Origin of the sequence: Blautia sp. LMAG:36, from assembly GCF_008680535.1 — a bacterium.
GTDB lineage: Bacteria > Bacillota > Clostridia > Lachnospirales > Lachnospiraceae > Blautia_A > Blautia_A fusiformis.
The window spans coordinates 423,753-447,006 of the sequence record NZ_NALB01000007.1; the positions used below are offsets into that span (position 1 = coordinate 423,753).

Annotated in this window: 19 protein-coding genes; 5 read left to right on the plus strand and 14 right to left on the minus strand. The window is 46.3% G+C overall.

From position 1 onward, the window contains the following. Positions 1 to 17: 17 nt before the first annotated feature. On the plus strand, positions 18 to 1,397 hold the full coding sequence (locus CCC17_RS11395) for an aldehyde dehydrogenase (RefSeq protein ID WP_287083120.1): 1,380 nt from the start codon (positions 18 to 20) through the stop codon (positions 1,395 to 1,397). A 57-nt stretch (positions 1,398 to 1,454) separates the two neighbouring features. Here the strand turns inward: CCC17_RS11395 and CCC17_RS11400 are convergent, their stop codons facing one another. From CCC17_RS11400 to trpE, 8 genes are all read right to left on the minus strand, one after another. Next, positions 1,455 to 3,548: a glycoside hydrolase family 3 C-terminal domain-containing protein gene (locus tag CCC17_RS11400; protein WP_287083121.1), complete on the minus strand. Its 2,094-nt coding sequence runs from the start codon at positions 3,546 to 3,548 to the stop codon at positions 1,455 to 1,457. A 184-nt stretch (positions 3,549 to 3,732) separates the two neighbouring features. After that, positions 3,733 to 4,506 (minus strand): tryptophan synthase subunit alpha, encoded by a 774-nt coding sequence (trpA, locus tag CCC17_RS11405; RefSeq protein ID WP_287083122.1) that lies wholly within the window; start codon positions 4,504 to 4,506, stop codon positions 3,733 to 3,735. Further along, a complete protein-coding gene (trpB, locus tag CCC17_RS11410) occupies positions 4,499 to 5,683 on the minus strand; it encodes a tryptophan synthase subunit beta (RefSeq protein WP_287083123.1) in 1,185 nt (394 codons plus the stop codon). The genes trpA and trpB overlap by 8 nt, the downstream gene beginning before the upstream one ends. Before the next feature lies 1 nt (position 5,684). Next, positions 5,685 to 6,332 (minus strand): phosphoribosylanthranilate isomerase, encoded by a 648-nt coding sequence (locus CCC17_RS11415; protein ID WP_287083124.1) that lies wholly within the window; start codon positions 6,330 to 6,332, stop codon positions 5,685 to 5,687. 107 nt (positions 6,333 to 6,439) lie between these two features. Beyond that, positions 6,440 to 7,234, minus strand: a complete 795-nt coding sequence (gene trpC / locus CCC17_RS11420) for an indole-3-glycerol phosphate synthase TrpC (protein WP_287083125.1) — start codon at positions 7,232 to 7,234, stop codon at positions 6,440 to 6,442. Between the two features lie 129 nt (positions 7,235 to 7,363). Next, positions 7,364 to 8,377: an anthranilate phosphoribosyltransferase gene (trpD, locus tag CCC17_RS11425; RefSeq protein ID WP_287083126.1), complete on the minus strand. Its 1,014-nt coding sequence runs from the start codon at positions 8,375 to 8,377 to the stop codon at positions 7,364 to 7,366. Between the two features lie 57 nt (positions 8,378 to 8,434). Further along, positions 8,435 to 9,013 (minus strand): anthranilate synthase component II, encoded by a 579-nt coding sequence (locus CCC17_RS11430; RefSeq protein ID WP_092068549.1) that lies wholly within the window; start codon positions 9,011 to 9,013, stop codon positions 8,435 to 8,437. Continuing rightward, positions 9,010 to 10,497, minus strand: a complete 1,488-nt coding sequence (gene trpE, locus CCC17_RS11435; protein WP_173722421.1) for an anthranilate synthase component I — start codon at positions 10,495 to 10,497, stop codon at positions 9,010 to 9,012. The genes CCC17_RS11430 and trpE overlap by 4 nt, the downstream gene beginning before the upstream one ends. A gap of 531 nt (positions 10,498 to 11,028) precedes the next feature. Between trpE and CCC17_RS11440 the strand changes: the two genes are divergently transcribed. Then, positions 11,029 to 11,706, plus strand: a complete 678-nt coding sequence (locus CCC17_RS11440; RefSeq protein WP_015527292.1) for a GTP pyrophosphokinase — start codon at positions 11,029 to 11,031, stop codon at positions 11,704 to 11,706. A 17-nt stretch (positions 11,707 to 11,723) separates the two neighbouring features. Here CCC17_RS11440 and CCC17_RS11445 read toward each other — a convergent pair whose 3' ends face one another. The 5 genes from CCC17_RS11445 to CCC17_RS11465 form a co-directional block, all read right to left on the minus strand. Continuing rightward, the gene (locus CCC17_RS11445) at positions 11,724 to 12,707 is read right to left on the minus strand and encodes an AraC family transcriptional regulator (protein ID WP_092068556.1); all 984 of its coding nucleotides are present in this window, start codon (positions 12,705 to 12,707) and stop codon (positions 11,724 to 11,726) included. A gap of 214 nt (positions 12,708 to 12,921) precedes the next feature. Beyond that, positions 12,922 to 13,989: a substrate-binding domain-containing protein gene (locus tag CCC17_RS11450; protein WP_059086063.1), complete on the minus strand. Its 1,068-nt coding sequence runs from the start codon at positions 13,987 to 13,989 to the stop codon at positions 12,922 to 12,924. A 99-nt stretch (positions 13,990 to 14,088) separates the two neighbouring features. Further along, positions 14,089 to 15,096, minus strand: coding sequence for an ABC transporter permease (locus tag CCC17_RS11455; RefSeq protein ID WP_092068559.1), 1,008 nt, complete (start codon positions 15,094 to 15,096; stop codon positions 14,089 to 14,091). A gap of 3 nt (positions 15,097 to 15,099) precedes the next feature. Further along, complete coding sequence (locus CCC17_RS11460; RefSeq protein ID WP_059086065.1) at positions 15,100 to 16,092, minus strand: ABC transporter permease; 993 nt, start codon at positions 16,090 to 16,092, stop codon at positions 15,100 to 15,102. Continuing rightward, positions 16,092 to 17,597 (minus strand): sugar ABC transporter ATP-binding protein, encoded by a 1,506-nt coding sequence (locus tag CCC17_RS11465; protein WP_059086913.1) that lies wholly within the window; start codon positions 17,595 to 17,597, stop codon positions 16,092 to 16,094. Before CCC17_RS11465 ends, CCC17_RS11460 begins: the two co-directional genes overlap by 1 nt. 265 nt (positions 17,598 to 17,862) lie before the next feature. Between CCC17_RS11465 and CCC17_RS11470 the strand changes: the two genes are divergently transcribed. From CCC17_RS11470 to CCC17_RS11480, 3 genes are read left to right on the plus strand one after another with little or no spacing between them, the layout of a single operon-like run. Beyond that, a complete protein-coding gene (locus CCC17_RS11470) occupies positions 17,863 to 19,428 on the plus strand; it encodes a response regulator transcription factor (RefSeq protein WP_022426624.1) in 1,566 nt (521 codons plus the stop codon). Then, the gene (locus CCC17_RS11475; protein WP_118368702.1) at positions 19,425 to 21,248 is read left to right on the plus strand and encodes a sensor histidine kinase; all 1,824 of its coding nucleotides are present in this window, start codon (positions 19,425 to 19,427) and stop codon (positions 21,246 to 21,248) included. The genes CCC17_RS11470 and CCC17_RS11475 overlap by 4 nt, the downstream gene beginning before the upstream one ends. Positions 21,249 to 21,295: 47 nt before the next feature. Continuing rightward, the gene (locus CCC17_RS11480) at positions 21,296 to 21,679 is read left to right on the plus strand and encodes a DUF3783 domain-containing protein (RefSeq protein WP_118753054.1); all 384 of its coding nucleotides are present in this window, start codon (positions 21,296 to 21,298) and stop codon (positions 21,677 to 21,679) included. Positions 21,680 to 21,826: 147 nt separating this feature from the next. On the opposite strand, the gene CCC17_RS11485 is transcribed toward CCC17_RS11480, so the two are convergent. Continuing rightward, entirely contained in the window at positions 21,827 to 23,245 is a 1,419-nt protein-coding gene (locus CCC17_RS11485; RefSeq protein ID WP_118368701.1) for an arabinose isomerase, read from the minus strand. Positions 23,246 to 23,254: the final 9 nt, after the last annotated feature.

Sequence of the window (23,254 nt, forward strand, 5' to 3'; positions counted from 1 at the left end):
GAAAGGACTACAATTCCATGGAAAAAGAACAGATCAACCAGCTTTTAGATAAACAGCGCCAGTACTTCTACTCCGGCGCAACTCTTGACCTTGATTTTCGCATCAGCGCCCTGAAACGTCTCCGCGCTTCCATCCGGAAACACGAAGATCAGATCCACGCCGCGCTGAAAAAGGATCTTGGAAAAAGTAATTTCGAAAGCTATATGTGTGAGACCGGACTGGTGCTCTCCGAGATCACACATATGCTGAAAAATATCCGCTCCTACGCAAAAGAACAGACCGTTCCAACTCCACTGGCACAGTTCCATTCCCACAGTTTCCGCAAACCATCCCCCTACGGTGTGGTTCTCATTATGAGTCCGTGGAACTATCCGTTTCTTCTCACCATAGAACCACTGGTAGACGCCATTGCAGCCGGAAACACAGTCATCCTGAAACCAAGTGCCTACTCACCGGCAACAAGTGAAGTGATCCGTCTTCTCATCCATGAATGTTTCGATGAAAAATACGTTGCAACTGTCACAGGCGGACGTGCGGAAAACACACATCTTCTCAGTCTGCACTTTGATTACATCTTCTTCACGGGAAGCCAGTCTGTGGGAAAAGAGGTCATGAGAAAGGCTTCCGAACACCTCACACCAGTCACTCTGGAGCTGGGTGGAAAAAGCCCCTGCATCGTGGACAAAACAGCCAATCTCCGCCTTGCGGCAAAACGTATCGTATTCGGCAAGTTCCTGAACTGTGGCCAGACCTGCGTGGCTCCGGACTACATCTACTGTGATCCGGAGATCAAAGAAGCCCTGGTCGCAGAGCTTCGCAGACAGATCACACGCCAGTATGGAAAAGAACCACTGAAGAACCGGAATTATGGAAAGATCATCAACGAAAAGCATTTCGACCGTATCAACAGTCTGATCGATCCTTCCAAAACTGTCTGCGGCGGTGGTTCCAACCGTGAAACACTTCAGATCGAGCCGACGGTTCTTGATAACGTAACCTTCGAAGATCCGGTCATGCAGCAGGAAATCTTCGGTCCGGTACTTCCGGTCCTCACCTATGACTCTCTCGGAGGTGCCGTAACAAAGATCAATTCCATGGCACATCCGCTGGCTCTTTATATCTTCACCGAAGATGAAAAAAATGCCCGGGAAGTTACTTCCCGATGTGGTTTCGGCGGTGGCTGTATCAACGATGTCCTCATACATCTGGCAACCAGCAATATGGGCTTCGGCGGCTTTGGTGAAAGCGGCATGGGATCCTATCATGGCATCGACGGCTTCCGGACATTCTCTCATTATAAGAGTATTGTAGATAAAAAGACCTGGATCGATCTTCCTATGCGGTATCAGAAATATCGGAAGATTTATGAGAAAATGGTACGGTTGTTTATGCGTTAGATATAAAGGGAGGGCGCTGCCTGATGCATCGCCCTCCTGTTATTTTAGATTTTCTTATTATTTTTCCCAGATGATCTTTACCGGCATGATCCCGGTCAGTTCTTTGCTTTTTTCATCCGGCTGGCTGCAGCCTGCATAAATTTCAAATTTCTTTCCTTCTTCCATCCGTTTTCCTGTTTCATCTACTACGGTGAATGCTTTTTCCCATATTGGGATTTCTATTTTTCGGCATTCTCCCGCCTTCAGGAATATCCGCTGAAAACCGGCCAGCATCGGATTGGGAATGGCATTTTTGCTGTCGATATTTTTTACATAGATCTGAACAACATCCTCTGTATCATATGCGCCGTTATTCTGCACTTCTACCTCCACGTTTATCTTCTGTCCACATGTTTTGACCTCTGCTTTATCTACTGCCACCTTACTGTACGTCAGACCATATCCAAAAGGAAACTGTGCTTTTCGTTCCATATAGCGATATGTTCTGCCTTTCATGGAATAATCGGTAAAATCCGGAAGTTCTTCCAGGCTTTCATAAAATGTCACCGGAAGTTTTCCTGATGGCGAGATTTCTCCAAACAGTACCTTTGCCGCTGCCTTCCCGCCCTGGCATCCAGGGTACCACAGCATCATGACGGCATCAAATTTCTCTACCGCATATTTCAGATTAAGGTCACTTCCTGCCAGCAGACAGAATACTGCCGGTTTTCCTGTGTCTGCGATTGCTTCCATCAGTTCTCGCTGTACTCCGGGAAGTTCAATATCTTCTTTATCTCCCGATACATAGCTGTTTCCGGTGTCTCCCTCTTCTCCTTCCAGTGTCTCATCCAGTCCCATACATAAGATCACCACATCGCTGTTTTCCGCAACCACCTTGGCTTCCGCAATACGATCTCTGGTAAACGCAAGGTGCTCCGTCCGGTCTCGGAACAGATCACAGCCTCTGGAAGTAAGGATCCTTACATCGTCTCCCACATAATCCTGGATGCCTTCCTGTATGGTAATATACCTGGAAGCTGTCCCGTGATAATTGCCGATCAGCGCCTGTCTGCTATCCGCATTTGGTCCGATGATCCCTATTGTTTTCAGTTTTTCTTTATCAAGCGGAAGAATCCCGTTATTTTTCAGCAGAACAAAGCTTTTTTCCGCTGCTTTCTCCGCTGCATCCAGATGCCTGGGAGATTCCACCTCCAGATAGGAGATATTGTCATATTCGCTTCCATCAAACAACCCCAGCAGATACCTTGTGGTAAAAAGCCGCACTGCTGCCCGGGTTATGGTTTCTTCTGTGACAAGCCCCTTTTCGTATGCCTTCATAATGTGAAGATAGGTATTTCCACAATTCAGGTCACAGCCATTATTAATAGCCAGTGCTGCAGATTCAACGGCTGTATCCGTTACCATATGGTGTTCATGAAAATCACGGATCGCCCAGCAGTCTGATACAAAATGCCCCTGAAATTTCCATTCGCCTCTGAGTTTTTTCTGTAATGTGGGACTTCCGCAGCAGGGTTCCCCGTTTGTCCGGTTATAAGCTCCCATAACCGCTTCTACTTTCGCTTCTTTTACCAGACCTTCGAATGCCGGCAGATACGTTTCTTCCATATCTTTTGCGGATGCTTCCGCATCAAATTCATGACGGAGTGCCTCCGGCCCGGAATGTACTGCAAAATGTTTTGCACAGGCTGCTGCCTTCATTGTATCCCCATTTCCCTGAAGTGCTTTTACAAAGGAAACTCCCAGTTCTTTTGTAAGATACGGATCTTCCCCATAAGTTTCATGGCCTCTACCCCATCGTGGATCACGAAAAATATTGACATTAGGAGACCAGAACGTCAATCCCTTATAAATATCTCTGTCACCGTTTACGGAATATGCATTATACTTTGCTCTGCCCTCTGTTGCCACGATACCGGCCATCTCTGCCACACTTTTCCTATCAAAAGTTGCCGCCATTCCGATCGCCTGTGGAAAAACCGTTGCCTGCCCTGCTCTGGCAACACCGTGAAGTCCCTCATTCCACCAGTTATATGCCGGAATTCCCAGTCTTTTTATTGCAGGTGCATCATACCTTAACTGACTGGCTTTTTCCTCCAGCGTCATTCTGGCAACCAGCACTTCTGCTTTTTCCGTTGCTTCCTCCCGATTCATCCCCAATTTCCTCCTCACCTTTTTTTATATCATCTATCACCTGGTCTCTGACTGTCAAGCAGATATTTTCTGTAATTTCTCCGAAGTCTGCTTAGCACAAAAAAAATCTGCCTTACCCTTTCTTTTTGGATAAAGCAGATTTTTATTACACTTTGTGATCTGTAATCCGATTTCAGCCGGAAACTTATCTGATCGCGTCCTTCATCTCTTTCACATAAGCCTTCACCTTCGGCACACAGTCCTTGCCGTAAGCTCCACAAAGCTTCACGATAGCAGATCCTACAATGGCACCGTCCGACTGGTCTGCCATTTTTTTTGCCTGCTCCGGGGTGGAGATTCCGAATCCTACTGCACATGGGATGTCTTTCTGGGATTTTACCAGCTTCACCATAGCTCCGATATCTGTGGTAATGCTGGTACGCATTCCTGTTACACCAAGGGACGATACGCAGTAAACAAAGCCTTCCGCCTCTTTTGCGATCATAGCGATCCTCTCATGGGAGGTCGGTGCGATCAGGGAGATCAGGTCAAGGCCGTACTGTTTGCACACAACATCAAACTCTTCTTTTTCCTCAAAGGGAACATCCGGAAGGATCAGTCCATCCATTCCAACTTCTGCTGCTTTCTTGATAAAACGCTCTGTTCCGTAAGAAAATACTACGTTTGCGTAGGTCATGAATACCATTGGGATTTTTGTATTTTTACGGATTTTTTCTACCATTGCAAAAACTTTATCTGTAGTCACGCCGCCTGCAAGTGCCCGGACATTAGCTTCCTGGATCACAGGTCCCTCTGCGGTAGGATCTGAGAACGGGATCCCAAGCTCGATCAGATCTGCTCCTGCTTCTTCCATTGCATAAACCAGCTGCTCTGTTACCTCCAGAGACGGATCTCCGCAGGTTAAAAAAGGAATAAATGCTTTTCCGTTTACAAATGCTTCTGTAATTCTCTTATTCATGAATATCCTCCCCTCTGTAGCGGGCAATTGCCGCACAGTCCTTATCTCCACGTCCTGAAATGGTAACTGCCATGATCTTGTCCTTTCCAAGTGTCGGTGCGATCTTTTTCGCATAGGCCACTGCGTGGGCACTTTCGATCGCAGGAATGATTCCTTCTGTTCTGGAAAGATATTCAAAAGCCTCTACTGCTTCGTCATCTGTAACAGGAACGTACTCTGCTCTTCCGATATCATAAAGGTGTGCATGCTCCGGACCTACACCCGGATAATCAAGACCTGCGGAGATGGAGTATACCGGTGCGATCTGTCCGTATTCATCCTGGCAGAAGTAAGATTTCATACCATGGAAGATTCCGAGACGACCGGTTGCGATGGTTGCCGCAGTCTCCGCAGTATTCACGCCACGTCCTGCTGCCTCACAGCCGATGAGACGAACGTCTTTGTCCTCAATGAAATTGTAGAAGCTTCCGATAGCATTGGAGCCGCCGCCTACGCAGGCCAGGACAACATCCGGAAGTCTGCCCTCTTTTTCCAACATCTGTTCTTTGATCTCCTTGGAGATCACTGCCTGGAAATCACGTACGATAGTTGGGAACGGGTGCGGGCCCATAACAGAGCCCAGTACATAATGGGTATCTGCAATACGGTTTGTCCACTCACGCATGGTCTCGGAAACGGCATCCTTTAAGGTTGCGGTTCCGCTTGTGACTGCATGGACTTTTGCTCCGAGAAGACGCATTTTGTAAACATTCAGTGCCTGACGTTCCGTGTCTTCTTTTCCCATGAATACCTCACATTCCATTCCCATCAGTGCTGCTGCGGTTGCAGTTGCAACGCCGTGCTGGCCGGCTCCTGTCTCTGCGATGACACGGGTCTTGCCCATTTTTTTTGCCAGAAGCACCTGACCAAGTACGTTGTTGATCTTGTGGGCTCCTGTGTGGTTTAAGTCTTCTCTTTTCAGATAGATCTTGGCTCCGCCAAGGTCCTCGGTCATATGTGCCGCATAGTAAAGACGGGATGGTCTTCCTGCGTATTCATTGAGAAGCTCTGTGAGCTCGCGGTTGAATTCCGGATCGTTTTTGTAATGGTTGTATGCTTCCTCAAGCTCCAGAACGGCGTTCATCAGTGTTTCCGGGATGTACTGTCCGCCATGGATGCCGAATCTTCCTTTTGACATGTTATATTTCCTCCTTTATGTTCCTTACTGCGTATACTGCTTCTAATATTTTATCCGGGTCTTTGTGACCGTCGGTTTCTACACTGCTGCTTAAATCTACTGCCCAGGGGTGAAGCAGATGTATGGCCGATTCCAGATTTTCACAGCCCAGACCTCCTGCCAGAAACCAGGGACGTTTGATTGCCGGTACCAGACTCCAATCGAAAGTTTCTCCTGTTCCTCCTGCGCCCTGATCCAGCAGAATATTGTCTGCTTCCGAACGGATCGCTTTCTTTATATCTGCTTCTGTTTTTATGGAAAAAGCCTTTATCAGAAGCTGGTCTGTCATGGTCTTAAGCTGTCTGATATAATTCTCGTCCTCCTGGCCGTGAAGCTGTGCCAGTGCGATGGTTCCTTCGTTTAAAAGCTGTGCGGGAAGCTCCACCGGTGCATTGACGAATACGCCTACCGGCAAAATGCTATCATCCAGTTCTTCCCGGAGAGCCTTCAATTGCTCCACGGTGACGTTTCTTCTGCTTTTTGGGAATTCTACAATGAATCCTGCAAAGTCCGGTTTAGCCTGGTTCACTGCCAGGATATCTTCCGGGCGGGTCAGGCCGCAGATCTTGATCCTGGTTCTGCTCCCATGTTTCAACGGTTGTTCTCTCATATTCAGCCAATCCTGCCCTTTCTGTCTGACCCTGCCCCTTCCTGTTTCGTTACTATTTGCTGCTGGTCAGCTCTGTTACTTATTTGCTCTATTCTTTCATTTGGCCTTTATACAAGCGCTCTACCATTCAGATTTTCCAATGCAGCTTTCTTATCCGGGCTTCGCATCAGGGTCTCACCGATCAGGACTGCACCTACCCGATTTCTTTCCAGTATAGCGATATCACCTGCGTTTTTGATTCCGCTCTCAGACACAAATACCACATTGTCCGGTGCCAGGTTTCGAAGACGGATGCTATTATTCATATCAACCTTAAAGGTTTTCAGGTCACGGTTGTTTACACCGACGATCTTTGCACCTGTCTTTAATGCTCTTGCCACTTCATTCTCGTCATGAGCTTCCACCAGTGCATCCATTCCCAGAGCTTCTGCAAGCTCTCGGTATTCCAGGAGTTCCTGGTCATTTAAGATAGCACAGATCAGAAGTACAGCCGATGCGCCGAATGCTTTTGCCTGATAGATCATGTACTTATCCACCGTGAAGTCCTTCCGGAGGACCGGAATATCCACTGTTTCTGTGATCTCACGGAGATAAGTGTCACTTCCCATGAAATAAAATGGCTCTGTGAGGCAGGAGATCGCAGATGCACCTGCTGCCTCGTATTCTTTCGCAATTTCCAGATACGGAAATTCCGATGCGATCAGCCCCTTGGAGGGGGAAGCTTTTTTTACTTCACAGATGTAGGACATACCCGGCTTTTTCAATGATTCAAGAAAGGACGGCTGCTGTGGCGCTTTTTCTGCCAGGATTTTCAGCTGATCCAGGGGAAACTGAAGCTTTTCCTTCCGGATACGTTCTCTTGTTTTTTCTGCGATTTCTTCCAGAATGTTTTTTTCGCTCATTCTTTGTTTGTCTCCTTGATATTTCATTTCAACTCTCATTCAGCAATTTCAAGAAGTCTGACAGATTAATGTTTCCGTTCATATCTCTTCCGATAGGGATTGCCGATTTCTCTTCTGCCGCTATTATTTTCAAATCTCGTTACTTAATTTGATAAATTCCGCAAGCTTGGCAGCAGCTGCACCACTGTCGATCAGGTTTTCAGCCATCTTCACGCCATCTTCTATAGTCTTCGCCTTTCCTGCGATATAAAATGCTGCACCTGCGTTCATGCAGACCGCCTGACGCTTCGGGCCTTTTTCGGTTCCGTTTACAATGGCTTTTGTGATCTCTGCGTTCTCTGCCGGTGTGCCGCCTGCCAGATTTTCTTTGCTGCAGCGTGTATAGCCGAACTGCTCCGGTGTGATCTCATAGGACTGGAACCATCCGTCCTTGATCTCGCACACAGAAGTCGGTGCGCTCATGGAGATCTCATCCAGCTTATCCTGCCCGAAAACTACCATTCCGCGGTTCACGCCAAGCTTCATCATAACCTGTGCCAGCGGCTCTACCAGAGACTGGTCAAAGACTCCCATCAGCTCCATGTTTGCGCCTGCCGGGTTGCTTAATGGTCCGAGGATATTAAATACCGTGCGGATTCCCAGCTCTTTACGGATCGGTGCCACATATTTCATGGCAATATGATAATTCTGGGCGAACAGGAAACAGATGTTGATCTTTTTCAGGATCTCTGCACTTTTTTCCGGCGGGATGGTGATCTTTACGCCAAGTGCTTCCAGAACATCTGCTGCACCGCTCTTGGAAGATGCTGCACGGTTTCCGTGTTTTGCTACCGGAACGCCACCTGCTGCGATCACAAGAGAAGATGTCGTGGAAATGTTAAAGGAGTTTGCTCCGTCACCACCGGTTCCTACGATCTCCAGAACATTCATATCGTGGAGAAGCTTGATGCAGTGTGCACGCATTCCGGCTGCTGATGCAGTGATCTCATCAATAGTCTCTCCTTTCAGGGAAAGTGCAGTAAGGTAGGATGCCATCTGTACCGGTGTTGCCGCTCCGTCCATGATCTCATTCATTACGGCTTCTGCTTCGTCATATGTAAGATCTTCTTTTTTTGAAAGCTTGATGATTGCTTCTTTGATCATTGTTGTTTCCTCCTGTTCTGTAACGATTCTATCTTTTATGGATTGCTGTTCTCTGTCTTATCTGTCTCTGATAACCTTCATAAAGTTCTCGATCATTGTTTTTCCATCCGGTGTCATAACAGATTCCGGATGGAACTGTAATCCGAATATCGGATATTCTTTATGCTCCAGTGCCATCACCTCTCCGTCCTCAGACTCAGCGGTAACAACCAGTTCCTCCGGTAAGGTATCCCGGATAGCTGCCAGTGAGTGATATCTGGCTGCCGGAAAAGTTTCCGGAAGTCCTTCAAACATCCGGCTCTTTCCAACTTTATGTATCTCTTTCTGCTTTCCGTGCATCAGCTCTTTTGCGTAGGATACTGTCCCTCCGAAGGCTTCACAGATGGACTGATGTCCAAGGCAGATACCCAGGATTGGCAGCTTGTCTTTGAAATATTTTATGGATTCAATACAGATTCCCGCATCCTCCGGTTTTCCCGGACCAGGAGAAAGGATCAATGCCTCCGGCTTCATGGCCTCCAGCTCTTTGATGGTCACTTCATCATTTCTTACCACTTTGATATCCGGCTCCACAGAACCGATTAGCTGGTAAACATTGTAGGAAAAGCTATCATAATTATCGATCAGTACTATCATTCCAGTCCCTCCTGTGCAGTTTCGATTGCCTGTACAACGGCTCTTGCCTTGTTGCAGCACTCCTGAAATTCACTTTCCGGAATACTGTCTGCTACGATCCCTGCTCCTGACCGGATACAGATCTCACCGTTTTTCTTATAAACCAGGCGAATGGCAATACAGGTATCCAGGTTTCCGGCAAAATCCAGATATCCGATAGCACCGCCGTAAATGCCTCGCTTGCTCTGTTCCAGTTCCTGGATGATCTGGCAGGCACGGAATTTCGGTGCTCCGGAAAGCGTTCCTGCCGGAAGGATGGCATCCACTGCATCCACCGCATCCCTGTCATCCCGGATCTGGCCGGTCACTGTGGAACCAATATGCATCACATGAGAAAAACGCTCGATGCACATATATTTTTCTACGTTCACGGTACCGATCTTACTGATCTTTCCGATATCATTTCGACCAAGATCCACCAGCATATTATGCTCGGCACGTTCCTTCTCATCAGCCAGGAGTCCTTTTTCCAGCGCCAGGTCCTCTTCTTTTGTCTTGCCTCTTGGTCTTGTTCCTGCAAGCGGGAAGGTACTTAATTCTGTTCCTGCAAGCCTGGCAAGTGTTTCCGGGGAGGCTCCTGCAATCTCAATATCATCACTGGAAAAATAAAACATATACGGCGAAGGATTGGTAGCCCTGAGAACACGGTATGTATTAAACAGACTTCCCTCTGCTTTCGCTCGCATCGGATTGGAGAGCACCACCTGGAAAATATCTCCTTCGTGGATGTAATGCTTCGCTTTCTCAACCATCTCACAGTATTTTGCTTTCGGGAACTGCGGCTCAATGGAAGATTTCAGTTTCAAAGACGGAAATTCCTTCTGTTTTCCGTTTCGGATCAGATCTGTCATCTCTTCTAATTTTGCTTCCGCCTTCTGATAGGAATTTTCCGGATCATCCGTCATCACACCGGTGATCAGAAGCACCTTCTGTCTGTAATGGTCAAAAGCGATCACCTGGTCAAAAAGCATCAGATCCATGTCCCGGAAATCCTGTACTGTCTCGTCGGTAAGCTCCAGCTTCGGCTCGCTGTACTTAATATAATCGTAGGAAAAATATCCTACCAGACCTCCGGTAAAGGTCGGCATATTTTCCAGCACTGGGCTTTTGTATTCTTTCAGGATCTCCCGAATGGCATCTCCCGGATGCTTCACCTGCTGTACGGTTTTTTCTTCAGTTCCGTCCTCATGGATCCTGCGGATCTGAAGCTTTCCGTCTGTACAGGTGATCTCCATGGATGGCTCATATCCCAGGAAGGAATAGCGTCCCCATACCTCTGTCTGGCTGGCACTTTCCAGAAGATAGCAATGTCTGCTGGCTGTGCGTAAGGTCCTCATGACTTCTACGGGTGTATAGCGGTCGGAATACAGCTCTCTGCATACAGGGATTCGCCGGTATTCGCCTGACTGTGCGAGTTCTTTGATTTTTTCTAATGTTGGATACATATACAGGCCCTCCTGAGTTTTTCATTCCTTACCGGAGGACGGGACATTCGTGATCTGCATTCGCTGCTTGCTCATGAAATCAAAGAAAAGCCCGTCTCCGACAGAATCTGGTTCTGTCAGGGACGAGCTCTAAATTCAAAATCACCCGCGGTGCCACCCTGATTCACGGTCTGACCCGTGCACTTGGCGGAATACCTTCATATTCCCGGCAACTGACGTATGCCCTCACGTCACAGAATACTTGATACCCGAAAATATCTTTCCCTGTGCCCTCTGCGGTCCATTTGATAAACTGCCTCTCGACCCGGCTCTCACCCTCCCGGACTCTCTGTGCGCGCATGAATATCTTTATCTCCGCTTCAACGGTTTAGTGGTTTAGTGGTTTACTTAATTAAACTTTTTCTATAAAATAGCACAGCTTTTCTGATATGTCAATACAAATGTTGAAAAAAATATCATTTTGTTCTATAATTGTATGAAAGTAATTGTTATAAATATTACATAAGAAAGGAGTTTCACCAGAAAAACACTATGGCTGAAAGAAATACAAACACCTGGCTGGATACCCCCGATCCACAGGTTTTTATCAAAAATTCCGCAAAATTTAATGATCTGATGATGATGTATCGATGTACGGTCCGTGAGGTACGCACCAAGCTGGAAGTCCTCAACGATGAATTTTCATTGGAATATAAACGTAACCCGATCTCCTTCATCAAAACAAGGATCAAAAAGCCGGAAAGCATTTACAAAAAGCTCAAAAAGCTCGGCTATGAGTTTACTGCGGAGAATATTCAGAATCAGCTGAATGACGTGGCAGGCATCCGTGTTGTCTGTGCCTTTATCGATGATATCTACACTATTGCAGACCTGATCACCAGGCAGGATGACATTACCGTCATCCAGGTAAAGGACTATATCAAAAATCCAAAGCCAAACGGCTACCGCAGTTATCACATGATCGTGGAAATCCCCGTATTCTTCTCCAAGGGAAAAACTCCCATGCGTGCAGAGATCCAGATCCGTACCAACGGTATGGATTTCTGGGCAACTCTGGAGCATCAGCTGCGTTACAAGCAGAATATCGAAGAAATGGACGGTTATGAGGATGTCAGCAATGAACTGCTGAACTGCGCCCGCACTGTGATCGATATGGATAACGAAATGCAGCGGATCAAAAACAAGATCGGACAATTCCATGATATTTAAAAAAACAGGTGAGGCTGTTACAGCCTCACCTGTTCTTTCTCACTGTTTTTCACCCGGAACGCCCGTGGTGTCATGTGATAATGTTCCTTGAATACCCGATGAAAATAACTGTTATTTTCATAGCCTACAGCCGCAATGATGTCACTGACAGGCAGATCTGTTTCACACATCAGCTCTACAGCCTTGTTCAGACGTTTTCTCTGAAGAAGTTCCTTGAAATTAAACCCTGTGCTTTTCTTGATCATCTTACTGAGGACATGCATGGGAAGATGCAGACGACCACAAAGCTCCGTCAGCGTAGCAGTCCGGTATTTCTGTTCAATATAATCCAGTGTTGTCATAGAGATCATATTTTCGTACTGATTGGGCAGACGCATCTCCACATACTGCACCGATTCTATCAGATACATGAATATCAGGCCCATTGTGGTCTGATTGATCCGCTCTCTGTTCTCCTCACCGTTTACAAGAGAATAGATGATATTTTCCAGAAGATTCTGGATCTGCAGCACTTCCGCAACCTTAAAATGAAGATATTCCCCACGCTCTTCATCCTGTCGCAGGACATTCACCAGAAAATCTGCCAGCATATTGTCATTGCCCGCCATGGAATAGGCCACATCAAAAAACTCCGGCAGCACCATAAAATTGATCGCAATATCATTCTGCCCCGCTTTCAGAATCTCATGCTTCGTAAACTGATTGAGAAAAAGCAGCTCGCCTTTGTTAACTATGACTTTTTTTCCGTCAATGATATTAGTCAGAGATCCCTCACACACATACAGCACTTCCACAAAATTATGCCTGTGAGCCGGAAAATACACAAAACGGGTGTGTGTACGCACAGCGATCAGCCTGCCTTCTTTCAGCATTTTACGGCTGTCCACAGTAAAGTCCCGACCGGATGTGTAGAGATCTCTATCCACCTCTGCTTCTCCATCCAGGATTTTTCTCTCTTCCTCTGTGATCTTTCTCAGCTGATCCAGTAATGCCTGCTGCATGTGTTTTGCTCCTTCATCTGTTCATGGTTTTCTATTCTGCTGTCCTCATTTTAACACCGCAGCCATAAGAGTACAACCAGAATCAAAAGACTGAAATTTTTTCGGAAACCTTCTATACACCAAATTCAAATATACGAAACAAGGCGGAGTCCGAAGACTCCGCCTTGTCCCAAAAGGATTTATCATATGATTATACAGTCAATCTGAGGATTGATTAGTACAGCTTAGCCATCTCCTCGATGTTGCTTGTATCGAATTTCAGAGGTGCACCAAGAACAACCTCTGTACCGCCATCATCTGCCTCTGTTACTGTGTAGTCACCAAGGTCACCAGCTGTGAATTTGTCATCTTTAGCACCTGTGATGTCTTCGTTGATCAGAGCGATTGTTGTGTAAGCGCTGAGTTTTCCAAGGCCCTGCATATCCCACAGATAGAAGTATGGGCAGGAATGAGAATCATCATCACCTGTGTACTCCTGCATCTCAGATGGAAGTCCAAGTCCGGTCAGCTTGCAGGAAGATCCGTTATCCTGAAGATATTTAGCTGCTGCTGCGATACCAACTGTTGTAGGTGCGCAGATAACCTTCAGATCCTTGTAGTTCTGAAGAAGAGCTGCTGTCTGGTCTGTGGATTTCTGCGGCTCATCATCACCGTATACAACGTCTACAAGCTCAAGCTTGCTGTATTTGTCATCGCCTTCCATGATGGTCTTCATTGCGTCGATCCATGCATTCTGGTTAGCGGACTGAGATGTAGCGGAAAGGATAGCGAACTGTCCTTCACCACCGGAAATATCAAGAACTGCATCCATAAGTGCCTGAGCAACTTCTTTCGTACCAGCCTGGTTTACGAAAATCTCACGGCTGTCTTTGTTCGGTGCGGAGTCGAAGGAAGATACTTTGATTCCCTCATCCATAGCTTCCTCAAGCTTAGCCTGAAGAGCGTTAACATCGTTAGCGGAAATACAGATTGCATCGAAGTCCTGGGAAATCAGGTTGTCAAGAACCTTGATCTGTGCATCAGCTGTAGCTGTCTCAGGATAAACGACCTGAACCTCGCCGCCTTCAGCCTCTACTGTCTCCTGGAAAGATTTCGCTGCGATCTCGAAGAATGCGTTACCGGCTGCTTTACCAACCAGAGCGATCTTTTTGTCTTTTGCGGAATCACCAGCTGCTGCTTCTGTCTTAGTATCATCTTTTTTGTCATCTGCTGCAAGAACCGGGCAAACTGTACCAAGAACCATTGCTCCACAAAGGATTGCGCTAATTACCTTTTTTTTCATTGTTGTTCCTCCCTATAAGAATATAATTTTTTTATATGCTGCTGCCTCCGCTACACCAATGGAGGCAGCTAACAATCATATGGGTTTCAAAAGTGATATTTAGTTTTTCTTCATTGCGACTGCTTTTTTCACATCGCCGATGATATTCGGAAGAGCTACTGCTGCTACCAGAAGTACACCGATGATGAGAAGGATCACCTGAGCATTTACGTTCTTCTGTCCAAGGCCAACTCGTAAGCATACGATGATGAATGCAGAAATGATACCGCCGGCCAGGTTACCTTTACCACCTGTGGAGGAGATACCTCCGAATACTGCCATTGCAATGGCATCCATCTCAAATCCGTTACCGGTTGTTGTATTTGCACCGTAAGAAGAGGATACCAGGAATACTGCGCAAAGTCCGGACATAAGTCCCATAACTGTGTAGATGATGAAACGGATCTTCTCTACGTGAACACCTGCGTAATAAGCTGCCACACGGTTTGTTCCGATCGCATATGTACGGCGTCCGAATGTGCTCTTTCCAAGAAAGATCGCAAAAAGTACACCAAGGATCAGCACCAGGAAAAGAATATATGGAATATTTCCAACCTTTCCACCGATAGCACGGAAGCCATCTGTGTTTGTGATCGCAATACTTCCGCCGGCTCCAAGTGTTACCTCAGCGATACCACGGAAGATGATCTGTGTTGCCAGTGTTACGATCATTGGAGGCAGCTCCTTGAAACGGGTAAGGATAAATCCGTTAACCGCACCACAGAGGGCACCAACAACCAGTGCTGTAAGTACTACTACAATGAACGGAGCGTTTGTGTTGCAGACCATACAGCTTAAGGTAGCGGAGAGACACACGATCGCACCTACGGAAATATCGATCTCGCCTAATACCAGGATGTACGCCATTGGAAACATCATGAATACCTCTGCAAGGTAAACCGGCATCTGACGAAGAACACTCTTCATATTATAAAACTCAGAAAATGATGCGCAGAAAATATTTACCAGGATAAAGAGAATGACCAGGATGCCTTCCCAACTGAATATGATGTGTTTCATCGGATTTTCCGGCACATTGTTAATACTTCTTCCAGATTTTCCAGCCATGATTTACATCTCCCTTCCCTTTAATGCGTTTTTATCTGCGATTCTCTGCAGAACAACGTTGATCACAACTACTACCAGTATGATAACACCCTTGATCATGTTCTGCCACAGTGAACTGATACCTACAAGCGGAAGAGCTTTTGCGATCGTTGCAAGGATAATGGAACCGAGGAATGCACCTACTACGGTTCCACGTCCACCGCTCATGCTTACACCACCGATAACGCAGGCTGCGATAACATCCATCTCACCGCCGTACTGCATATCAGGCATTGCAGAAGCATAAACAGATACCTGAAGTGCTCCGCCAAGACCTGCGAGGAATCCCATGATCACATATACAAGAAGGTTGATATTCTTTGCATTGATACCGGAAACCTGTGCTGCGCTTGCATTACTTCCTACTGCGTAGATCCTTCGTCCTGTTCTTGTCCATTTCATAAAGAAGAAGAATACCACATAGCATACGATGATCACCCAGATAACCTTGTTGATCCCAAGGAAGCTGGTTGTTGCAAAATTCTTAAACTCACCAAGAGCTGCGGCACTTGCCCACTCACCACCGTGGGAAACAAGATAACCCATTGCTCTGTAGATGTACATAAAGCCCATGGTTGCAATGATAGGCGGAACGTTTGCTCTTGAAATCACAAGACCTACAACCAGTCCGCAGGCAATACCGATCGCCATTGCAATGATGAAAGCAAGTAATGTACTTGTGATATGTCCGTATTTCAGGAGCATACCGATGGACATACCGGAAAGTGCCAGAGTTGACATGATGGAAATATCGATTCCGCCTACCAGCATGACACACAGCATACCAAGTGACATTACCATTGTTACTGCATTATTTTTCAGCATCTCCATGAGTGACTTCGGCGTAAGGAATGACGGGCTGATCACTGTGACAACGGCAAACAGCACGACCACGATAATTGCCAGCAGAGCCTCTCGGGAGCCTGTAATCTTCTTGATAACAGATTTCTTTTCCATTATTTAGTCCCCTTTCCAGTGCTCTTTTCCATGGACAGCTCAAGGATTCCTTCCTGTGTTGCCTCTCCCCTGTTCAGTTCACCTGTCTTACGACCGTTGCACATAACGATGATACGGTCAGACATTCCAAGGATCTCAGGCATCTCGGAAGAGATCAGGATGATGGCATAGCCCTTCTTCGCAAGATCTCCCATGATCGCATAGATCTCGGCTTTTGCACCAACATCGACACCCTTTGTCGGCTCATCCATGATAACGACCTTCATTTCCTGAGCAAGTGCCTTGGCAACAACAACCTTCTGCTGGTTACCACCGGACAGTGAGCTTGCAGGCTGGAAAATATCAACAGCCTTGGTATCTACTTCTTCAAGAAGCTTCTTGGAAAGCTCTCTTTCTGCTTTCTCGTCATTGAATCCGGATTTTGCATATTTGCTGATGATCGGAAGGGTTACGTTTCTTCCAAGGCCCCAGCTCATGACAAGGCCCTGCTTCTGTCTGTCCTCAGGAAGAAGGATGATACCTTTTTCCATTGCTTCGGAAGGAGTCTTGATATAAACCTCTTTTCCCTCAAGGAAAACCTTTCCTTCGTCCGGATGGGTAATTCCGCTGACAGCTTCCATAACCTCTGTACGTCCTGCACCGACCAGACCGGTAAGACCTACGATCTCGCCTGCACGTACATTGAAGGAAACATCCTTGAAAAATCCTGTTCTGGAAAGATGTTCAATACGAAGCATCTCATCTCCCAGCTTAACCTCCGGCTTCGGGAACAGATCATTGATCTCACGTCCAACCATTGCCTTGATCAGATCTGCGTTTGTGATCCCGTTTACATCATAGGTTCCGATATACTGAGAATCACGGAATACGGTAACTCTGGAAGCCAGACGATACATATCCTCGAAACGGTGGGAAATAAAGATAATGGAAACGCCATTCTCTTTCAGCTTATCAACCAGTGTGTAAAGCTTCTCCGACTCGTTTCTGGTAAGTGCTGCTGTAGGCTCATCCAGAATGATGATCTTTGCATTTGTGGAAAGCGCTTTGGCGATCTCAACCATCTGCTGCTGTGCAACAGAAAGAGTTCCCATCTCAGCGGTTGCATCAAAATCTGCATCCAGCTCACCTAAGTACTTGTTCGCCTCCTGATTCATCTCTTTCCACTGGATCATATGATGTTTGATGATCTCGTGACCCATAAAAATATTTTCTGCAACTGTAAGGTGCGGATATGATGTCGGATGCTGATATACGGCTGCAATACCTGCCTCCTGGGCATCCTTCGGACCCTTGAAGTCAACCTTCTGTCCGTTCAGGAACATCTCACCTTCTTCTGCTTTATGTACTCCGGTAATAACCTTGATAAACGTAGATTTACCAGCACCGTTCTCACCCATCAGTGCGTGAACCTCACCAGGCTTGAGCTGGAACTGTACATTATTCAGAGCTTTGACACCGGGGAATATCTTCGTAATACCTTTTAATTCAAGAACATATTCTGACACGGCTCTTTCTCCTCCCTTTCCTTTAATCTGATTATATTCTATCATCCGGCCCACAGGTTGATAATGGGAATATTTTTGGATAAGGGTAAAATATTCTTCTTTTCCCTGTAAAATATTACTCATAAACCATTGTCCCATTCTCGTATTTCTATATACTTTATGCTATAATGATAACGCTGACGTTACAGTTTTCTGGGAATATAAACAGAACTGTAAACGTCCGATTTACGAAGCTATAAAGCTATGCTCGATTGGAGAATTGTATATGAAATTACTGATCGTCGATGACGAAGAACTTACGCGTACCGGACTGATCTCATCTATCGACTGGGATTCTCTGGGAATCACCGAGATCCTTCAGGCAGATGATGGTGTGAACGGACTGGAAATGGCCAGACTGTATAAACCTGAGATCATTCTCTGCGATGTACGGATGCCGCGGATGACAGGCATTGCCATGCTGGAGCGTCTGGAGAAATTCCTGCCGGACAGTATCCCTATCTTTATGAGCGGATATTCTGACAAAGAGTATCTGAAAGCTGCCATCAAACTAAAAGCCATCAATTACATCGAAAAGCCTCTGCATCCCGAGGAAGTACAGGCGGCAGTTCTGGAAGCGCAGACTCTTTACAAACAAAAGCTCCGCTCCCATCGTGGCGAAGCGATCCATTCTCAGGAAATCGCTACCCGGCTGGCACAACAGCTGACTCTTCCACCTTCCGATAACAACAAAATTGCAGATCTCTGTCTGGAACTGGGGCAGCCGGAGCTTCTTGAGAACGGCATGAATTTTACCTCTGTGATCGTAAAGCTTAATGAATCTGTGGAGGCTTCCGGTATTTTCCTGGAAGATCTCCAGAACGACATTTCCTGTTTTCTGGAGCATTACCATCTGAAATGTCTTTTTGTGGAAAAAAGAGTTCAGTATCTGGTCCACCATATATATGGAAGGAATGCCCTTTCCCCGACTACCCTTTCCGCAGTGGGAAGCTATATTTCCAGACAATATGACACCTGCGGAAAGCATCTGATCGCTGCCGGAAATACCGTAACGGATATTTTCAGGGTTTATCAGTCCTACGCTTCTGCCGTGATCCTTCTGCAGAACTGTTTTTTCTTTCCGGAAAAAACATTTCTGACGGAAAATTCCATCCGCCTGCTTTCACCGAAGGGACCGGTTCCGGATTCCCTGCATTCACCGGAAAATACTTTTTCCAAATATCTCCTGGCCGGAGAAGAAGAACCCTGTTTTCAGTTTCTTGATGAGCTTTTCCGGTATTATAGCTGCAATCACACATTTATGCCTAACCAGATCCGTGATCTTTATTACCAGCTATTTAATACACTTTCGGCTTCCCGTAAAAAAAATCAGCTGGAAACCGAACTTCATGAAAAGCAGGATCTGATCGTAGATACGTTAAACAACGCCTTCACCTACGAAGAGCTTCACAAAGCTCTGAAAGAAAAAACCGCCCAGTATTTTGAAGATGCGAAAAATTCCCAGCCGGAAAATTCCACGATCTTTATGATCAAGGATTATATCAGCCGGAACTATATGAACGATACACTTTCCGTAAAAGATATCAGCGGCCATGTATACCTTTCCGCATCTTATGTATGCACTTTTTTCAAAAGCGAGACCGGACAGACTCTCAATCAATATCTGACAGAATACCGAATGGAAAAGGCCAAGCAGCTGCTTTCCGATCCCAAATACAAGATTTCCGAGATTTCTTCCAAGGTAGGCTATACGGATGGCAATTACTTCGGAAAAAGCTTCAAAAAATACTCCGGCTTTTCCCCGTCTGAATACCGGGAGAAAATGTCATGAGGGCCCTCTGGCGCCGTTTCAAAAACGGCTACCTGAATTTAAACCTGCAGACAAAATTCACCATTGCCCTGATCAGCATTGTGGTAATTCCTGCCTGTCTTACCGCCTTTCTTTTTTATGGACGACTTTATAGCATGGTGGTTTCCAATACCATCCGGCAGGAGCAGGACGCCTCCGCAAAAACTGCACCTCTGATCGAACGGACTATGGATACGATCCTCGCTACTACCCGGAATATTACAGGACAGAATTTTTTTCAGGAACTTTTTTATATGCCGGTCAGCGATTCAGCAGAACAGCTTGCAACATCTAACCATGCCACTGATTTTAAAAATGCCGTTCAGCGTCTGACCACAGATTCCATTGTTACCGATGTACAGATCTATGTGGATTTTCCTGATGATCTGAAGACACTGGATACTTATCCCAACACTAAGAATATCCTTGCTCCCTTAAGTCAGGCGAAAGGTACCTACTGGTACGGTATCTTTCAGGGAAACCGGAACACCCAGGAAATGTTCTGTCCTTCCTTCTATCTTGGTCCCAGGGAAAAAAAGAATTATGGTGATATGGCATATATCTGCCCTTTAAGCCTTTATTATCACTCCACTGCCTATAAGGCTTATCTGGCAGTGTATTATTCCGATGACAAGCTTACTTCCATTCTTTCCGACAATCTATCTCTGGAAGGAAGTGTTTCATATATTGTAAACGAACGTGATGCCATTGTTGCTACCTCAGATCTGTCATTATCCGGAATCTACCAACTGGATTACGACACCATCAAGGCTTCCTTTATGTCTTCCAATAACTTCATTGAGCGGAACATTCTGGACACAAAGGTTTATGCCGGTTTTTACAGCATTTCCAATACGGACTGGTTTATGGTGACGGTCCTTCCTTCCCCGCCGCTGATCCATGCGAGCAACCGACTGATGGTCCAGATCGTACTGATCTATGCAGTTTTTCTGGTTCTGGCTCTGATTTTTGCCAATGTACTGGCTCATTCCATTACCGGAAGACTTTCTTCTGTGATCCGGCAGATGCAGACCGTCCGCCACGGCCCGCCTACTCCTATGGAAAGTCCACAGGCACATGATGAGATCGGTAATCTTATCGATACCTACAACTATATGACTCGAAAAATGGAGGAACTGATGGAGAAGCAGGCTAAGGCTGCAGAAGATCTCCGGATTGCAGAATTCAATTCCCTCCAGGCACAGATCAATCCGCATTTTCTTTATAATACCATGGATATGATCAACTGGATGGCACTGCAGGGACAGACCGATGAGATCAGTCACGCAGTGCAAAGTCTTTCCCGTTTTTATAAGCTGACTCTGAGCCGCAAAAAAGGAATCTCTACCATTGCAAGGGAGCTGGAGCATGTAACCATCTACGTGCAGCTTCAGAATATGCGCTACCACGACAGCATTGAGCTGATCACGGATATCCCGGATGAGCTTTCAGAATACCAGATCCCGAAGCTGACTCTTCAGCCTGTTGTGGAAAATTCCATTCTTCACGGGATCCTGGAAAAAGAATCAAAATCCGGAACTATTGTTATTACCGGATGGATGGAAAATGAGGATATTGTTCTTCTGATTTCCGATGACGGTGTTGGGATTTCGCCGGAAATCCTGTCAACTATCCTTTCCGGAAAGGGAAAAAGCCAGTCCGGCGGCACCAATATCGCAGTTTATAATACCCACCGGAGACTCCAAATTCTCTATGGAAATAATTACGGACTCACTTATTCCAGCAAGCCTGGAGAGGGGACGGATGTTGAGATCCGGTTCCCTGCACATCGTGAAAAGTAACTTACGTTCCAAAAAAATCTTTATTCAGAAATGAGGTATGACACTATATGAATACACAGCCAGAAGCTCTTTTATATAATTTTAACGACCCGGAACGGCTTCGCCAGATCCGCCGCTATCTGAACCGTCAGAAGGTTAAGACACGGATCGTCACTGCGCCGGAATTTCTTCATCCGCTGGGATATCTTTTTGAGATTCCGGGATTTCATCCCTCATCCCAGTTTAATCTGGGAAGCAATTTCAGTGATGAGATGATCGTGCTGAAGGATTTTTCCAGTGCACAGATGGATGGTTTTCTTGCTTTTTTCCGTGAAAACCAGATCCCACCTGTTGCACTGAAGGCCATGCTCACACCGGTAACTCAGCACTGGTCTTCCATCCAGCTGCACGATGAGCTTTCCAGGGAGCACACACTTATGCATAAAAAATAAATAAAAATCCAAAGCTTTGATCTGCCGAATCTGCCTGCTGCATTTCCGGCAGATCTTTTTTATCTTATTTTTCCCACTGAAAAAGGAGACCGCTCCGCGCAGTCTCCTTTTTTGAATATGTTTTAGGTTGAATACATAAGAAAGAATTTATCTTGTCACGATATCTACCGGTACGTTAAAGATTTTTGCAACCTTCAGGATCGTATCGATGTGTCTTCCTGTAGCAGCTGCCATATGATGTGTCGGGCCAGCCTCGCTCCAGCGGTTAACGAACTCTCTTGCTCCGCATGTGAAGCGTGTTCTCATGTTTGTATCACCGAAGGAAAGGATCGGTCCCTCCTCGTTTACGCCCTCAGCTACAACGAATTTGAAGTTTCCGTCTTTATCCTGAGTGATCGCAAGGTAGGTCACCGGACCTGTGTACGGATAGAACTGTGTCAGATATCCGCCGCCTGTTTTGCCATGGAATACTTTTACGATCTTCATGGTTGGCTTCTTGTCAGAGATGTCCGCGTCACCGCTTCCGGAATGTCCGATGATGCAGATGTCATCATTGAAGTCGATGGAGTACATCTCAGAAAGCTGACCTGTACCGGAAATTGTCTTTAAGATACTCATTGCCATGGCAACCTTCATGTCACCCTCTACCGCACATGCAGTACCCTGTTTGATCAGCATGGAGAATGCCGGGATCAGCATACTGTCAAGGACACCTGCTTTACCCTGTGCAAATCCGTCGTAATGAGAAGCGATCATTCCAAGATGCTCGTCCTTTACCCATTTCTCAAAAGCAACAACGTATTTGGCCATATCCCATACTTTCTCAATCGTGCCGCCGCCCTCAATATCGAATGTATCAAGGATATCCTGTGCCTTTGCACGGATTGCCTCCTCGTCTGTGATATCATCAGCGATCGCCCACATCTTCTCCCAGTCGAACTGTTTTGTGTAGAGGAACATTCTGTTATAGAGGTTTGTCTCATCAATATACAGATCCATCATACCCGGATACGGTCTTCCGATCTGTGCAATGTTAGTCTCACGGAATCTTCTCCTTACCTGAGCAGCCTTGCACCAGTCTTCGATCTCAGCCTGAACTGCCGGATCTCCGCCTTCTACAACGCCTGTGATAACCGCATGTCTCTTGCCTGCTCTCTCAAGGTCAGCAACTGCCTCGCCTACAGCACCGCATGCATAGCCTTCACCCAGCCAGGAGGCAATGTCAGTGTGCTCATAATCCAGCGCTTTGATCTTCTGAACGTTTACAAGAACAACCGGAACATCCAGATCACGGATCGCCGGAAGCATGTTGTAGGATGTTGCGTATGTCAGCATCTGAAGAAATACAAGGTCAACATCTGCTGCACGGAACTTATCTCCTGCCACCATTGCCTGCTCTTTTGTTGTCACCATTCCGCCGTCAACGATCTCTACTGTATCCGGGATCGTTTTCTTGAATGCGTCGTACTGTGCCTCAAATTCCGGCACCAGTGACGGAAACTGCGGAAGATATGCGCCTAAAGCAATTGAAAATACACCAACTTTTGCCTTTGTGTTAACTAACATAATAAGACC

Coding starts and splice junctions, on each gene's coding strand:
- CCC17_RS11395 (WP_287083120.1), top strand. CDS start 18: ATGGAAAAAGAACAGATCAACCAGCTTTTAGATAAACAGCGCCAGTAC.
- CCC17_RS11400 (WP_287083121.1), bottom strand. CDS start 3,548: ATGAATCGGGAGGAAGCAACGGAAAAAGCAGAAGTGCTGGTTGCCAGA.
- trpA (WP_287083122.1), bottom strand. CDS start 4,506: ATGAATAAGAGAATTACAGAAGCATTTGTAAACGGAAAAGCATTTATT.
- trpB (WP_287083123.1), bottom strand. CDS start 5,683: ATGTCAAAAGGAAGATTCGGCATCCATGGCGGACAGTACATCCCGGAA.
- CCC17_RS11415 (WP_287083124.1), bottom strand. CDS start 6,332: ATGAGAGAACAACCGTTGAAACATGGGAGCAGAACCAGGATCAAGATC.
- trpC (WP_287083125.1), bottom strand. CDS start 7,234: ATGAGCGAAAAAAACATTCTGGAAGAAATCGCAGAAAAAACAAGAGAA.
- trpD (WP_287083126.1), bottom strand. CDS start 8,377: ATGATCAAAGAAGCAATCATCAAGCTTTCAAAAAAAGAAGATCTTACA.
- CCC17_RS11430 (WP_092068549.1), bottom strand. CDS start 9,013: ATGATAGTACTGATCGATAATTATGATAGCTTTTCCTACAATGTTTAC.
- trpE (WP_173722421.1), bottom strand. CDS start 10,497: ATGTATCCAACATTAGAAAAAATCAAAGAACTCGCACAGTCAGGCGAA.
- CCC17_RS11440 (WP_015527292.1), top strand. CDS start 11,029: ATGGCTGAAAGAAATACAAACACCTGGCTGGATACCCCCGATCCACAG.
- CCC17_RS11445 (WP_092068556.1), bottom strand. CDS start 12,707: ATGCAGCAGGCATTACTGGATCAGCTGAGAAAGATCACAGAGGAAGAG.
- CCC17_RS11450 (WP_059086063.1), bottom strand. CDS start 13,989: ATGAAAAAAAAGGTAATTAGCGCAATCCTTTGTGGAGCAATGGTTCTT.
- CCC17_RS11455 (WP_092068559.1), bottom strand. CDS start 15,096: ATGGCTGGAAAATCTGGAAGAAGTATTAACAATGTGCCGGAAAATCCG.
- CCC17_RS11460 (WP_059086065.1), bottom strand. CDS start 16,092: ATGGAAAAGAAATCTGTTATCAAGAAGATTACAGGCTCCCGAGAGGCT.
- CCC17_RS11470 (WP_022426624.1), top strand. CDS start 17,863: ATGAAATTACTGATCGTCGATGACGAAGAACTTACGCGTACCGGACTG.
- CCC17_RS11475 (WP_118368702.1), top strand. CDS start 19,425: ATGAGGGCCCTCTGGCGCCGTTTCAAAAACGGCTACCTGAATTTAAAC.
- CCC17_RS11480 (WP_118753054.1), top strand. CDS start 21,296: ATGAATACACAGCCAGAAGCTCTTTTATATAATTTTAACGACCCGGAA.
- CCC17_RS11485 (WP_118368701.1), bottom strand. CDS start 23,245: ATGTTAGTTAACACAAAGGCAAAAGTTGGTGTATTTTCAATTGCTTTA.